Source organism: Enterovirga aerilata (genome assembly GCF_013044135.1).
In the GTDB taxonomy this organism is placed as follows: domain Bacteria; phylum Pseudomonadota; class Alphaproteobacteria; order Rhizobiales; family Beijerinckiaceae; genus Enterovirga; species Enterovirga aerilata.
Map to the genome: position 1 here is coordinate 583,021 of NZ_JABEPP010000001.1, position 13,632 is coordinate 596,652.

General features: G+C 69.6%; 15 protein-coding genes. 6 read left to right on the forward strand and 9 right to left on the reverse strand.

Annotated elements, in window-relative coordinates; translation table 11 throughout:
- Window positions 1-157 precede the first annotated feature (157 nt).
- Together greA and HJG44_RS02815 are read left to right on the forward strand one after the other, a co-directional pair.
- Complete coding sequence (gene greA / locus HJG44_RS02810; protein ID WP_171216797.1) at window positions 158-631, forward strand: transcription elongation factor GreA; 474 nt, start codon at window positions 158-160, stop codon at window positions 629-631.
- 91 nt (window positions 632-722) lie between these two features.
- Entirely contained in the window at window positions 723-1,001 is a 279-nt protein-coding gene (locus tag HJG44_RS02815; RefSeq protein ID WP_171216798.1) for a hypothetical protein, read from the forward strand.
- 40 nt (window positions 1,002-1,041) lie between these two features.
- On the opposite strand, the gene HJG44_RS02820 is transcribed toward HJG44_RS02815, so the two are convergent.
- Together HJG44_RS02820 and HJG44_RS02825 are read right to left on the reverse strand one after the other, a co-directional pair.
- Window positions 1,042-2,817 carry a TRAP transporter large permease gene (locus tag HJG44_RS02820; RefSeq protein WP_246736054.1) on the reverse strand — a complete coding sequence of 592 codons (1,776 nt, stop codon included), beginning with the start codon at window positions 2,815-2,817 and terminating at the stop codon, window positions 1,042-1,044.
- 174 nt (window positions 2,818-2,991) lie between these two features.
- Window positions 2,992-4,011, reverse strand: a complete 1,020-nt coding sequence (locus tag HJG44_RS02825) for a TRAP transporter substrate-binding protein (RefSeq protein WP_171216800.1) — start codon at window positions 4,009-4,011, stop codon at window positions 2,992-2,994.
- Between the two features lie 260 nt (window positions 4,012-4,271).
- Here HJG44_RS02825 and HJG44_RS02830 point away from each other — a divergent pair, with 260 nt between their 5' ends.
- On the forward strand, window positions 4,272-5,048 hold the full coding sequence (locus HJG44_RS02830) for an SDR family NAD(P)-dependent oxidoreductase (RefSeq protein ID WP_171216801.1): 777 nt from the start codon (window positions 4,272-4,274) through the stop codon (window positions 5,046-5,048).
- Between the two features lie 9 nt (window positions 5,049-5,057).
- Here HJG44_RS02830 and HJG44_RS02835 read toward each other — a convergent pair whose 3' ends face one another.
- From HJG44_RS02835 to HJG44_RS02845, 3 genes are all read right to left on the reverse strand, one after another.
- The gene (locus HJG44_RS02835) at window positions 5,058-5,612 is read right to left on the reverse strand and encodes a 2,4'-dihydroxyacetophenone dioxygenase family protein (protein WP_430395025.1); all 555 of its coding nucleotides are present in this window, start codon (window positions 5,610-5,612) and stop codon (window positions 5,058-5,060) included.
- Window positions 5,613-5,688: 76 nt separating this feature from the next.
- Entirely contained in the window at window positions 5,689-5,961 is a 273-nt protein-coding gene (locus tag HJG44_RS02840; protein ID WP_171216802.1) for a hypothetical protein, read from the reverse strand.
- On the reverse strand, window positions 5,958-6,179 hold the full coding sequence (locus tag HJG44_RS02845; RefSeq protein ID WP_171216803.1) for a hypothetical protein: 222 nt from the start codon (window positions 6,177-6,179) through the stop codon (window positions 5,958-5,960). Before HJG44_RS02845 ends, HJG44_RS02840 begins: the two co-directional genes overlap by 4 nt.
- 208 nt (window positions 6,180-6,387) lie before the next feature.
- Here HJG44_RS02845 and HJG44_RS02850 point away from each other — a divergent pair, with 208 nt between their 5' ends.
- Window positions 6,388-6,591 carry a hypothetical protein gene (locus HJG44_RS02850; RefSeq protein WP_171216804.1) on the forward strand — a complete coding sequence of 68 codons (204 nt, stop codon included), beginning with the start codon at window positions 6,388-6,390 and terminating at the stop codon, window positions 6,589-6,591.
- A gap of 90 nt (window positions 6,592-6,681) precedes the next feature.
- Entirely contained in the window at window positions 6,682-7,236 is a 555-nt protein-coding gene (locus HJG44_RS02855; RefSeq protein WP_246735998.1) for a response regulator, read from the forward strand.
- Between the two features lie 266 nt (window positions 7,237-7,502).
- On the opposite strand, the gene HJG44_RS02860 is transcribed toward HJG44_RS02855, so the two are convergent.
- Window positions 7,503-7,976 (reverse strand): Lrp/AsnC family transcriptional regulator, encoded by a 474-nt coding sequence (locus HJG44_RS02860; RefSeq protein ID WP_171216805.1) that lies wholly within the window; start codon window positions 7,974-7,976, stop codon window positions 7,503-7,505.
- A gap of 222 nt (window positions 7,977-8,198) precedes the next feature.
- On the opposite strand from HJG44_RS02860, the gene HJG44_RS23940 reads away from it, so the two are divergent.
- Window positions 8,199-8,321, forward strand: coding sequence for a hypothetical protein (locus HJG44_RS23940; protein WP_281411461.1), 123 nt, complete (start codon window positions 8,199-8,201; stop codon window positions 8,319-8,321).
- Here the strand turns inward: HJG44_RS23940 and cysG are convergent.
- Genes cysG through HJG44_RS02875 form a run of 3 tightly spaced genes read right to left on the reverse strand, consistent with a single transcriptional unit; the run spans window position 8,318 to window position 13,449 of the window.
- On the reverse strand, window positions 8,318-9,796 hold the full coding sequence (gene cysG / locus HJG44_RS02865) for a siroheme synthase CysG (RefSeq protein ID WP_171216806.1): 1,479 nt from the start codon (window positions 9,794-9,796) through the stop codon (window positions 8,318-8,320). The two genes, HJG44_RS23940 and cysG, sit on opposite strands and share 4 nt — an antisense overlap.
- 50 nt (window positions 9,797-9,846) lie before the next feature.
- Entirely contained in the window at window positions 9,847-11,676 is a 1,830-nt protein-coding gene (locus HJG44_RS02870) for an NADPH-dependent assimilatory sulfite reductase hemoprotein subunit (RefSeq protein WP_346767075.1), read from the reverse strand.
- A 9-nt stretch (window positions 11,677-11,685) separates the two neighbouring features.
- Window positions 11,686-13,449, reverse strand: coding sequence for a flavodoxin domain-containing protein (locus HJG44_RS02875; protein ID WP_171216807.1), 1,764 nt, complete (start codon window positions 13,447-13,449; stop codon window positions 11,686-11,688).
- Window positions 13,450-13,632: the final 183 nt, after the last annotated feature.

Genomic DNA, 13,632 nt, shown 5'->3' on the forward strand with positions numbered 1-13,632 from the left:
TCCAGCCGAGATCGCCGCCGCGGGAGGCATGCGGGCCCATCCTGCAGGCGGTCCTGAGATGTACGCCGCGGGCAGTCTCGCCCGGGCGCCGCATCGGCCGACCTTGCGGGCCGGGTTCTCCGGACCTGGCTCCTGCTCCGATTCCGAAAGACGTGCCATGGACAAGATGCCGATCACGGCGAAGGGTTTCGCAGCTCTGGAGGAGGAGCTGAAGCACCGCCAGCAGGTGGAGCGGCCACGCATCATCGAGGCGATCGCGGAAGCCCGCGCGCACGGCGACCTGTCCGAGAACGCCGAGTATCATGCGGCCAAGGAGAGCCAGTCCCTCAACGAGGGCAGGATCCAGGAGCTCGAATCGATGATCGCGCGTGCGGAGATCATCGACGTCGCCAAGCTCTCGGGCGACAAGGTGAAGTTCGGCGCGACCGTGAAGCTCGTCGACGAGGAGACCGAGCAGGAGCGGATCTATCAGATCGTCGGCGACCCGGAGGCCGACGTGAAGTCCGGCCGGGTCTCCATCTCGTCGCCCGTCGCCCGGGCGCTGATCGGCAAGGGCGTCGGCGACACCGTGGAGGTTTCGACGCCGGGCGGGGGCAAGTCCTACGAGATCGTCGAGGTTGCCTTCAGATAGAGCGCGGCCTGCGCGTCTCCAGGCCGGACCGCCGGGTCTGGCTTATGCCGGCCCGCCGGACGGCCTTGGGCGGCGGGCGCAGATGCCGTCGATGAGCGATACTCCGCTGAACTGGACCCGCGACGAGGTCGCGAGCGTGCCGCTCCGGCGGTTCACGGCGCGCTCGGGCGCCGTCGAGGTAGGCTTCGTCGAATATGACGGCGGCAACCGCATGTGGGTCTGGTCGAGCCCGCTCGCGGAGGATGCCTGGGGCTGGGGCGCCGACGAGGCCGGTGCGAAGCGGGGCCTCGAGACCTGGCTGCGCGGCTGGCTGGAGAATTTCCGGCCGTTCTTCTCGGCGGAGCCCGCGGGGCCTCTCGCGCCGCGGTGATGGCGCGGGCGTCGCGGCCTGACCCGCGGCGCGCCGGCGATCACAGGAAGGCGGTCGAGAACCAGGGCACGGCCGCGATGACGACGAGCCCGGCGAAGAGCGCCACGAGATAGGGCCAGATGGCGCCGAGCGCCTCGTCCGGCGAGACCCCGCCGATCTTGCAGGCGAGATAGAAGCCGACGCCCACGGGCGGCGTCATCAGGCCGATATTCATCGCCGTGACCACCACCATCGAATAGTGGATGTCGTTGATGCCGAGCCCCTTGGCGATCGGGAACATCAGCGGCGCCATGAGGACGATGGCGGGCAGTCCCTCCAGGAAGCAGCCCAGCACGAGGAAGACCACGATGCTGAGCGCCAGGAACGCGAAGGAGCCGCCGGGCAGGCCCGTCATGAAGGAGGCGACCTGCTGGGCGATGCCGGCCTGGGTGATGGCCCAGGCCATGGCGAGCGCCGTGCCGAGGATGAGGAGGATCGCGCCGGTCAGCGCCGCCGTCTCGACCAGCATGGCGTAGAAAGAGCGCCAGCCGATCCCGCCATAGACCAGGATGCCGATGAGCAGCGCGTAGAGCACCGCGACCGTCGAGACCTCCGTCGCGGTCGCGATGCCGTCCGCCACCGTCCAGCGGATCAGGAACGGCAGGACGAGCGCGGGACCGGCGACGAGCATCGTGCGCCCGATCACGCCCAGGGGTGCCCGGCGCACCCCCTCCAGGCTCTCGTGGCGGCATTTCCAGCGCGCGAGCACGGCCAGCATGAGCAGCAGCACCATCGCGATCGCGAAGCCGCTCGTGAACAGGCCGGCGATGGAGACCCCGGCGACCGAGCCCAGCACGATCAGCACGATCGAGGGCGGCACGGTATCGGCCATGGCGGCCCCGGTCGCGAGCAGCGCGATCATCTCGCGCGGCGAATGGCCCCTGCGCTTCATCTCCGGAAAGAGCGCGGGCGCGACGGTCGCCATGTCGGAGACCTTGGAACCGGAGATGCCGGAGACCACGAAGAGCGAGCCGAGCAGCACGTAGGACATGCCGGCCCGCACATGCCCGAGGAGCGAGGCCAGGAAGTCGACGATCGCCTTGCCCATGCCGGTCGCGTCCAGGATGCAGCCCAGGAGCACGAAGACCGGGACGGAGAGCAGGATCAGGCTCGACATGCCCTCGTCCATGCGGCCGATCATGACGAAGACGGGCACCCGCGTCGCGAAGGCGAGATAGGTCAGCGTGCCGATGCCGAAGCAGAAGGCGATTGGCACGCCGGCCGCGAGCGCCACGGCGACGAAGATCACCAGGAAGATGACGATCTTGCCCTGGCCCATCCGGACGAGGCCCGGCGACCAGAGCCAGAGCGCGAAGCCGATGGCGGCCAGCACGAGCGCGGCGAGCGCGAGGTCGCGCCAGCGCGAGTTCCGCGCCGCATAGGCCAGCACGATGCCGAGCATCGTCACCATGCCGAACGGGATGGCGGAGACCCGGAACGTGTTCGGGATGTTCAGCGCGGGCGTCGTGATGAACCATTCCTCGGAGGCATAGTCGAAGGCCGAGGGTATGAGCCCCGCCAGGAACACGGCGACGACCAGGGCCGCGAAGGCCTCCACGAGGTCGCGCCAGCGCCCGGGGATCATGTTCAGGAACAGGGTCAGCCGCAGGTGCTCGTTGCGGTCCACGGCGATCGCGGAGCCGAGCATCGCGAGCCACAGGAAGCAGAGCGAGGCGACCTCGTCGATCCAGACGACCGGCAGCGAAAAGACGTAGCGGGACACCACCCCCGCGAAGAGCAGGACGACGATCGCGACGAGCAGCGCCGAGGCGATCATCTCGAGCGGCCGCAGGAGGCGGGAGCCGCGCCGAGCGCCCTCCGTTTCCGTGAGCGCGACTGAGGGCTCGCCCGGGACGAAGTCCTGAGCGGGGGCGATGCCGGGAGACGTCATGCGGTCACCGGTTCGGACGGGACCCTGCCGGAGCGCGGGCCCGGAGGGGCGCTCAGCAGGTTAGGCGAGCTTGCCGGTCGAGCGCTCCAGGAGCGCCCAGGCCTCGTCGCCGTACTTGCCCTTCCACTCGGCGTAGAACCCGGCCTGGCGGAGCTTGTCGCGGAAGGGCTCGATCCTGGGCTGGTTGAAGACCATGCCCTTCTCGGCCAGCTCCTTCTGGAGCGAGGCGTTGAGCGCCGCGACGTCCGCACGCTCCTTCATGCCGGCGTCGTTGACGTGCTTCGCCACCACGGTGCGCAGGTTCTCGGGCAGGCGCTCCCAGGCGCGGCGGTTCGCCAGGAACCAGAACCCGTCCCACATGTGGTTCGTGAGCGAGCAGTATCTCTGCACCTCGTAGAGCTTGGCGGTCGAGATGATGGCGAGCGGGTTCTCCTGGCCGTCGACGGTCTTGGTCTGCAGCGCGGTATAGACTTCCGCGAAGTTGATGCTGGCCGGCGCCGATTCCAGCGCCTTGAACATGGAGGTCCAGAGCGGCGACACGGGCACCCGGATCTTGAAGCCCTTGAAATCCTCCGGCGCGTTGATCGGCCTGGTCGAGGAGGTGGTCTGGCGGAAGCCGTTGTCCCAGATCTTCTCCATGGCGACGAGGTTCGCCTTGGCGATCTGGGCGCGCACATGGGCCCCGAGCTCGCCGTCCATCGCCTTCCAGACCGCGTCGTAATCCGGGAAGGCGAAGCCGACGCCGTTGATCGAGGCCGCGGGTACCAGCGTCGAGAGGATCAGTCCGGAGAGCGTGAAGAACTCGATCCCGCCGGAACGGAGCTGGCTCAGCATGTCGGTATCGGAGCCGAGCTGATTGGACGGGAAGATCTGGATCTCGACCCTGCCGCCGGTCTCGGCCTTGATCACCTCGGCCATCTCGCGGGCGCGCACGTTCATCGGGTGCGTGACCGGGAGATTGTTCGCGTATTTGTAGGTGAACTCGGCCGATTGGGCGCGCGCGATCCATGGTGCGGCCACGCCGCCGGCCAGCGCGGTCGAAGCCGTCGCCTTCATCAGCGCGCGACGAGACAGATCCATGACGCTCTCCTCCCGGGCCCGGCGGGGCCGGGCGGACGTTTCCAAGGGCCGGGCGCCCTTGCCGGGCTGCCTCGTTGGCCGGGAGTGTTGGGACAGCGCGGCGCAAAGATCAAGCAGCGGGAAACAGCACTTCCGGCGGAGGCCGAGGCTCCTTCCGGGCCCGGACGATGTGATTGGACAGCGTCGCGACTCCGCTCGACTCTGCCGATGCAGCGCGGGCCGTGGCCGGGAACGGCGCGGGCGAGGAGGGAGGACGTGCGATGGCGGGTTCGGATGTAGTCATCGTCTCGGGGGGCGCGTCCGGGATCGGGCTCGCAGCCGCGCGCCGGCTTCTCGGCCAGGGCTGGCGCGTGCTCGTCGCGGACCTCGCGCCCGACAGCCTTGCGGCGGCCGGGTCTTCCATCGGGCTCGGCCCCGAGCGGGTGCGGTTCGAGCGGCTCGACGTCTGCGACGAGGCGGCGGTCGTCGAGGCGGTGGCGCGCTGCGATGCGGAGTTCGGACCGGTGCGGGGCGTCGTGAATTCCGCCGGGATCGCCCGCGACGTGCCGTTCTTCGAGACGAGCGCGGAGCTGTTCAGGAAGATCCTGGACGTCAACGTCGTCGGCACCTTCCTGCTCGGGCGCGAGGCGGCGCGCTGCATGCGCCGGCATGGCGGCGGCGCGATCGTGAACATCGCCTCCGTGTCCGGCATGCGGGGCAATCTCGGGCGCTCCGCCTACGGCTCCTCGAAGGGGGCCGTGATCAACCTGACGCAGGTGATGGCTGTCGAACTGGCGTCTCACCGGATCCGCGTCAACGCCGTGGCGCCTGGTCCGATCGAGACCGCGATGGTGCGCGAGATGCACGGCCCGGAGGTGCGGCGCGGCTGGCTTCGCACCGTGCCGCAGAAGCGCTACGCCGCCCCGGAGGAGGTCGCGGGCACCATCGCGTTCCTGCTCGACGAGGGAAGCGCCAGCTTCGTCACGGGCCAGGTCGTCGCGGTGGACGGCGGCTTCACGGCCGGCGGCCTGATCGACACCTCCGAACCGGCCGCCTGAGGCGCGCGGTTACCTCACGAGGCGGTTCGCGTAGTCGGCCCCGAGCCCGATCCGCTCGTAATGGGCGCGTACGTTCTCGAGCTTGGTGAAGACGTCCTCGTAGCCCATCGCGATGCCGTAGGGGTCGACATAGGTGTAGCCGCCCGTGACGTGGAAGAGCGTGGCCATCTCGGACACGTCCTCCGGCACGACGAGCGTATGCGTCTCGCCCGGCGGCTCGAAGGCGTAGTCGCCCGCATTCGCCACCCAGTCGTGCTCGAGGTAGCGCCATCTGCCGCGCAGCGTGAAGGCGTGGACCGGACCGCTATGGCGGTGGCGCGACAGCACCCCGGCCCGGCGCACGCGCAGGATGTTGACGTAGAAGCCCTGGCTCACGCTCAGAATCAGGGGCTTGAAGGACACGTCCTCCGATTGCGGCACCCAGTCCCGCTCGTCGCCGTCGAGATCGAGCCCGCCGGTCACGAAGACGTCCGGCAGCATGCCGAACGGCTGCGGCTTCTGGTAGGCGACCTTGCTCGTGTCGAGCGCGGCCGCCGCGCGGGCGAGGTTGTCGTTCGAGGTCATAGCCTCCTCCGGTCAGCGGCGAAGGCGCCCCTTCTGCCGCGATAGCGTTCCGGTCCGGATCTGCCAACCGCAGCGCTCAGGTGCGACGCTTCTCGAAGACCTGGCGTCCCGTCTCCGAGAAGCCGGCGATCCGGGTTCCGTGCTGCGGGTGACTTCGCTCCCATTCCTCCAGGCCGGCATTGGCGGCCTCGGCCCAATCCGCGACGGGCCTCCCCGCCCCGAGCGCGGCCTTGAACCGCGCGGCCAGATCGCGCTCCAGCGCGCCCTGCTCGAGTAGCGTCATCTTCACGCGGCTGGCATAGAGCTCGACCACGCGCTCCGCCCATTGCCGCAACTCCCTGTCCGTCACGTCCCCTCGGCTCTCAACCTGCCTGCCCGCGCCCTGGCTGCCGCCTTGCCGGTCGGCGGCGCGGGCGGATCCGGTTCCCAGTCGCGCGGCTTCAGCTTCTGCGGGCCGAGCTCCCCGCGGGCACGCTCATACGCCACGCGCGCGATCTCGACGAACCGTGCCTCGCGGCGGGCCACGCGGCGCGCGAGCTCCGCGGGCGATCTCCAGGGCCAAATCATGCCGCGTCCCTCGCGATCAGGCCGGAACGGCCGACGGCCGTGCAGAACCGAGCCTCGTGGAGAACGGTCGCCCCGCGCAGCGGTTGCATCGTGCCCGGCCCGCCCGGCGCTCCCGCGGCAACAGCGCCGAAACATTGCCGGCCGCGGCGCCAACCCGCCGAAACATTCGGACCCTAGACAGGGACGGCGATCACGCGGAGGACGTGAGATGGGAAGGGCGGTAAATTTTGGCCGGCAGGCGGATGCCTGCAACGACAACGGCCTTCCGGCGCTCGTCACGCCGGCGCTGGCGCCGCGGGATGTCCTCACGGTCGCGCGGCGGTCGTGCGGGCCGGTGGCGCTCAGCTACCTCGCGGCAGGATGTCTTCTCGTCGGCGCGGCCGGGCCGCGGCGCATGCCGCACGCGGCCTGAGGGCTTTTCTTAACATCGGTTAACCGCCAAGCTGAAACCGCAGCAGGGCTGGGCGCTTATCCTCCGTGTCTGCGGAGGGGAGGCCCGTTCATGATCACCACGCAACCATCGGCGGCGCCGACCGGGCGTCGCGGAAGATCAAGGGCATCGCTGTTCGCGGGCCTGCTTCAGGACTTCTACGAGGATCTGCTCGAGCAAGGCGTTCCCGACGAGATGGCCGCGCTCGTGCGCCAGATCCCCGACGGCGGGGCGCCCGCTCGCGGCTCCCGGCGCATCGCGCTGGTTGCGGAGCCGGATCCGGACCTGCGGGCGCTCGCGGCCGCGCTGCTGGAGGAGACGGAACTCGCGGTGATCGAATGCACGAGCGCGGAGGCCGCCCTCGCAATCCTGCAGCGGAACGGCGAGCACGTGGCCTTCCTGTTCGCCGACGAGACGCTGGCCGGCCCGCGGGACGGGCTGGATCTCGCGCGCTCGGCCGCGACGCTCTGGCCGCAGGTCCACGTTGTGGTCACGACGTCCTCGTCCGGCCGGGATGGACAGGAGCCCCTGCCCGAGGGCATCCGGGCGCTGCGCAAGCCCTGGCGCGGCCTGGACGTACTGCTTGCGGCCGAGCGCGCGGTTGCGGCCTCCAAGATTCCGGGCTGACTGCGGCGCGGTCGCTCCGGCCGCTACGCGGGCGGTCTCGCGCCATTCCTGGTGCCGGCCGGAAAAGCGCTCGGGATCGAGCGGGCGCGGTACACGAGATAGGCTTGGGTCTCGCCGCAGCGAAGGCTGCAGCATGTCGCAGATCGCCGGCTTCCTCATCCCTCGGCCGCGACGCCCGATCGAGGCTGCCGGCCGGCGAGACCGCTCGGACCAGCGTCCGGGTGCGTCAGCGGCCGGCTGGGCCGCGGATGGAGGGCCGGTCGCGCCTACTTAATCTCGTAGGCCGTTTCCGACTTGATCCTCTCCATGGCGAAGCGGGAGGTGACGTTCTTCAGGCTGACGGTCGAAATGAGGCGCTTGTAGAAGGCGTCGTAGGCGGCCATGTCGGCCACCACGACCCGGAGCATGTAGTCGACGTCTCCGGCCATCCGGTAGAACTCCAGCACCTCCGGCATCGCCGAGACCCGCTCGGCGAAGGTCGCGAGCCATTCCTCCGAATGGTCGGGCGCCTCGATCGAGACGAAGACCGTGATGCCGAGCCCGATCTTCTCGGGGTTGAGCAGGGCCACGCGCTTCTCGATGATCCCGTCCCGCTCCAGCCGCCTGATGCGCTTCCAGCACGGCGTCTGCGACAGCCCGACCTTGTCGGCGATGCTCGCGATCGGGACGTCGGCATCGGCCTGGAGGATGCGCAGGATCTGGCGGTCGATGCGGTCCAGGCTTTTGGCCGCGGCGCTCATGGTCGCGATCCGACTGCGCCGGCGCGCGGAACCCGCCGGAGAAGAAGATTTTTCGTACGCCGCGGGGCCGGCGCGCATTCGCTCTGCCTGGCTCGTCTACGAGAAGAAATTAGTAAATATCGCGCCATGGCCTGATCGTTCTGGTTTTGATGCGCTTCTGGGTATAACTGAAACCGCTCGCTATTCTTCATCCCGGAAATGTTACACAGGATCGTTTCTGCCATGTTCTGGGCAATCGTGGTAGCGCTCCTGGCGGCCCGCGTCATCCTCTATCATGACATCGCAGTCGAGGCGCCGCCGCAGCCCGCACCGGGCGCGACCGCCGTATCCGGCCTGCGGGGCTAGCAAGGGACTGCCTGCGCGAGCTCGCCGCAAAGGGCTCCGGACAGCCTTGTCTCGGCTGCGGCCGCGAGCGCCGCCCCGATCACGATGATCACCGGCCGCCGCTCGGGAAGCACAAGGCCCTGCGCGAGGTCGCAGAGCCGCGCCGCGATCCGCGTCTCCTCCGGCCGCGACACGTCGGCCAGCGCGACCACCGGGGTCCCGCCCGGCAGCCCGGCCCCGATCAGCTTCCGCGCCAGGAGCGCGGCCGTGCGCCGGCCCATATAGATCACGAGGGTGGAGCGGGGATTCGCCAGCGCGGCGATATCGAGGTCGGCGGGAAGCTCGCCGTGCCGGTCGTGCCCCGTCACGAATTGGAGCCGCTGGGCGTGGTCGCGATGCGTCAGCGATACGTTCAGCGAGGCGGCGGCCGCGCTCGCCGTCGTGACGCCCGGCACGATCCGGACCGGAACGCCGGCCTCGCGGCAGGCAAGAACCTCTTCGCCCGTGCGGCCGAACACGGCCGGGTCGCCGCCCTTGAGCCGCACCACGCGCTCGCCCGCGAGCGCGAGATCGACGACCAGGGACGAGATGTCCTCCTGCCGGCACGCGGCGCCGTGGCCCTCCTTGCCGACATGGATGCGGCGCGCCTCGCGGCGGGCGAGCTCGAGCACGCCGGGCGTGACGAGACGGTCGTAGACGATGACGTCGGCGGCCTGGAGTTCGCGCATGGCCTTGAGCGTCAGGAGCTCGGGATCGCCCGGCCCCGCCCCCACGATCACGACCTCTCCGATGCCGCTCTCCCGGCGCCGCCCGGCGGCAATCGAGCCGGCCAGGCGCTCCAGTTCGGCGGGCTGTTCCGTTTCCGGCGTGCCCGTCCGAAGGGCGCGATCGACGAAGCCCTCCCAGAAGAGGCGCCGGTCGGAGCGGCCGGGCAGGAGTGCTCTCAGCCGCTCGCGAAAACCCTTGGCGGTCCGCGTCCAGGAGGCGAGCGAGGCCGGCACCACGGCCTCGATGCGGCGCCGGATCGCCTGGCCGAGGATCGGAGCCGCGCCGTCCGTCATGATGCCGATCACCACCGGCGACCTGTTGACGATGGTGCCGAACTGGAAGTCGCAGAAGGCCGGCTTGTCGATGACGTTGACCAGCAGCCCGCGCGCCTGCGCGGCCTGCCGCAGCCGGGCGGCCTCCGCTTCGTCCTCCTCGTCGGCGATCACGATGGCCGCCCCGTCGAGATCTCTGGGCCGCCAGGCGCGCCGATGCAGCACGACCGCACCTCCGCTCGCCGCGGCGAGCTCCGCGAGATCCGGATGCGGCTCGGGCGCCACGACATCGAGCCGCGCGCCCGCGGCGGCGAGCAGCTCCGCCTTCCAGACGACCGGCTCGCCGCCGCCGACCAGCAGCATGCGCCGCCCCGCGAGGTCGAGGAAGATCGGCAGCTTCGCGAGCGGCGCGAGCCGCGGAGCGCGGGTTACGGACGGGGCGAGTGTCGGCGTCATGGCCATGGTTCAAGCAAGGGTTGCGCCGGAAGGCACGGCTTCGAGGACGTTCACGCCGCCGCCTTCCGCTGCCCGACATTGTCGTGGAAGGTCCGTCCCGCCTCCGTTCTCGCGACGAAGCCGGCCCGGATGACGAAGTCGCCGAAGCGCTCCCCTCTCTTCCGCTTCTTCGCGTAGGCGGCGAAGAGCGGGTCGAGCGCAGCCACGATCGCACCCTCGTCCGCGTCGTCGAGATAGAGCTTCGACAGCCGCGAGCCGTCGAAGGCCGCGCCGAGATAGAGGTTGTACCGGCCGGGGCCCTTACCCACGAGCCCGATCTCCGCGATGTAGGGGCGGGCGCAGCCATTGGGGCAGCCGGTCATGCGGATGGTGATCTCCTGCTGGCCGAGGCCATGCGCGGCGAGGCGCTCCTCCAGGATCGTCACGAGGCTCGGCAGGTAGCGCTCGCTCTCCGCGAGCGCGAGGCCGCAGGTCGGAAGCGCCACGCAGGCCATCGCATTGCGCCGGAGCGCGCCGGCATGCGCGGTCAGGCCGAACTCGGCCACGATCGCCTCGATCTCGGCGCGCTTCTCGGGCGCGACATTGGCGACCATGACGTTCTGGTTCGCGGTCAGCCGGAACTCGCCCTCGTGCCGTTCCGCGATGCGGCGGAGCCCCGAGAGGAGCTGCGGCCCGCCGGGGATGTCCCGGATGCGGCCGTTCTCGATGAAGAGCGTCAGGTGCTGGCGCCCATCCTCGCCCTCGGTCCAGCCGTAGCGGTCGCCGTTGTTCTCGAAGCGGAAGGGGCGCGGATCCTCGAAGGCGCGCCCGACCCGCCTCTCCACCTCGGCCCGGAAGGCGGCGAGCCCGTGCTTCTCGATCGTGTATTTGAGCCGCGCGGCCTTGCGGTTCTGGCGGTTGCCCCAGTCGCGCTGCACCGTCATGACGGCCTCGGCGACCTTCACGGCATGGTCCGGCTCGCAGAAGAACATCACGTCGGCGAGACGCGGGAAGGTCTCCGGTTCGCCGTGGGTCATGCCCATGCCGCCGCCGACGGTCACGTTCCAACCCTGCACCCGGCCCGCATCGTCCAGGATGGCGATGAAGCCGAGATCATGCGCGAAGATGTCGACCTCGTTGGAGGGCGGCACCGCGACGACCGTCTTGAACTTGCGCGGCAGATAGGTGCGGCCGTAGACCGGCTCGCCCTCGTCCTCGCCGCCGACCACGCGCTCGCCGTCGAGCCAGATCTCGCGCCACGCGCCCGTGCGCGGCAGGAGCTCGTCCGACAGGCGTTTGGCGAGGTCGTGCGCGGCCCGGTGCGCGCCGGACTGATGCGGGTTCGTGGCCGCGAGCACGTTGCGGTTCACGTCGCCGCAGGCCGCGATCGTGTCGAGCAGGGCGGAGTCGATGGCGCGCATCGTCCGCTTCAGGTTCGACTTGATGACCCCGTGGTACTGGAACGTCTGCCGCGTGGTGGCCCGGAGAGAGCCGTTCGCATAGGTCGTGGCGATGCCGTCCAGGATCAGCCACTGCTTCGGCGTCACCACCCCGCCCGGGATGCGCAGCCTGATCATGAAGGAATAGGCCTTTTCCAGCTTCTTCTTCGTCCGCTCGGCCCTGAGGTCGCGGTCGTCCTGCAGGTACATGCCGTGGAACTTCACGAGCTGCCCGTCATCCTCGGAGATCGCCCCCGTGACGTCCTTCAGCAGGCCCTCCGCCAGGGTGCCGCGGAGATATCCCGAAGCCTCCTTGATGTGCTCGTTGCGGGAGAGCTGGTCCTTGGTCGGGGTGTCGTCGCTCATGTCTTCAACCTGCTTCCCGGCGTCATGGCCGGGCTTGGCCCGGCCATCCGGGTCCAGTGCGAGCATGCTCGGGACGGCCGGGACAAGCCCGGCCATGACACGACGTCAATACACGTCGGTCAGGTAGCGCCTGTCGCGTTCGAGCTTCCGTACGGCATCTTCCGCCAATTCCGGCGACATCGCCTTCACGTCGGCAAATGCATCCACGAGCGCCTTACGGACATCCTTCGCCATCGCCTTGGCGTCGCCGCAGACGTAGAAGGACGCGCCGCCCTCGAGCCAGTCGATCACGTCGCGCCGGCGCGCGCGGATCCGGTCCTGGACGTAGATCTTCTCGGGCTGGTCGCGCGAGAAGGCGAGGTCGATCCGGGTGAGGCTGCCGTCCTCCAGCGCGTCCTGCCATTCCAGCTGGTACAGGAAGTCGTGCGTGAAGTGGCGGTCGCCGAAGAAGAGCCACGAGCGGCCGGTGGCTCCGACGGCGCGGCGCTCCTGCACGAAGGCCCGGAAGGGCGCGACGCCCGTGCCCGGCCCGACCATGATGATGTCCGTTGCAGGATCCGCCGGCAGGCGGAAATGCCTGTTCGGCTTCAGCCGCACCTTGAGCTTCGCGCCGGTCCTGGTCCGGTCGGCGACATGGGTGGAGGCAACTCCCGTCCGGGCTCGCCCATGGGTGGCGTAGCGGACGGCCGCGATCAGAAGATGCGCCTCTTCGCCCACCTCCTTGCGCGAAGATGCGATGGAGTAGGCGCGGGGCGGAAGCGGGCGCGTGATGTCGCCCAGATGCTCGGCCGATAGAGCGGCTGGGTAGGTTTCGAGCAGGTCGATCAGCTGCCGGCCCTCGATCCAGGCCCGTGCCTCGCCCGAATCCAGGAGCCGCCGCGCCTCGTCGTGCCCGGTCGCCTTCGCGAAGCGGTCGATCGTGGCGGGTGAGAGCGTGGTGATGTCGCGCTCCGAGAGCAGAGTGCGGCGCAGGGCATCGTCGCCTGCAAGGCCCGCCGCCTTGAGGACCTGGTCGACCAGCGCCGGGTCGTTCTCCGGATAGAGCTCGAGGGAGTCGCCGGGCTCGTAGGCCGGGGCGCCGTCCTCGAACGACAGGGCGAGGTGGATCGTCTCCTTGGCCGAACGCGACGAGTTCAGGTTGATGTGCTCGGTCACCTCGGCCGTAACCGGCTCGCGGCTGGGCTCGGCGCCCGCTCGCCCGGCGAAATCCACCGCGACGACATTCCCGGTCTGCGGCTCGGGCGTAGCCGGTGCGAGCTTTTCGACCGCGCCCTTGATCCAGGCGGCCGCGCCTTTTTCGAAATCGAGATCGAGGTCGACGCGTTCGATGGCGCGTCTCGCGCCAAGCTCGGCGAGCCGGGCGTCGATCGCCTTTCCGATGGCGCAGAACTCGACATAAGCCGTGTCGCCCAGCGCCAGCACGCCGAAATCGACGCCATCGAGCCGCGGCGCATTCGGGCCCATCAGGTCGGCATAGCCGCTCGCCGCGCGGCCGGGTGGCTCGCCTTCCCCCCAGGTCGCCGCGATGACCATGAGGTGCTTCGCCTTCGGCAACTCGGCCAGATCCAGCTCGGCGAGATCGACCACCCTCGGCTTGAAGCCACTCCTCCGCGCCAGCTTCGCCGCATCGTTCGCCAGCTTCTCGGAATTCCCGGACTCGCTCGCGAACAGGATCGTCAGCGGCTCAGCGGCACGCGGCGGGGAGACAGCACTCGCCGGGACGGGCTGCGCGCCGGCATCGAGACCGGCCAGGAACCCGGCCAGCCAAGCGCGCTGGAGCGGCGTCGCCCCGCCGAGGACGCGGTCGAGGCGGGCGATATCGTCTTCTTTGAAGGGTGCGCTGCGGGGGAGAAGGGATACTTGGGTCACGCATCTGATTATAGATTTTACAGCCTGACCGGCCAATGGAATATTCGCGCTAAATTCCCGCGAGATGAAGCACAATCTCGTCTCTCTATCCCCGCCATGGAGAACTTATATCTTCGACGATCCGTTCTGACCGACGCGGCGCGATAAAAACATTCCCCAAACTGCCGTGCGCGGGGCGCTTTC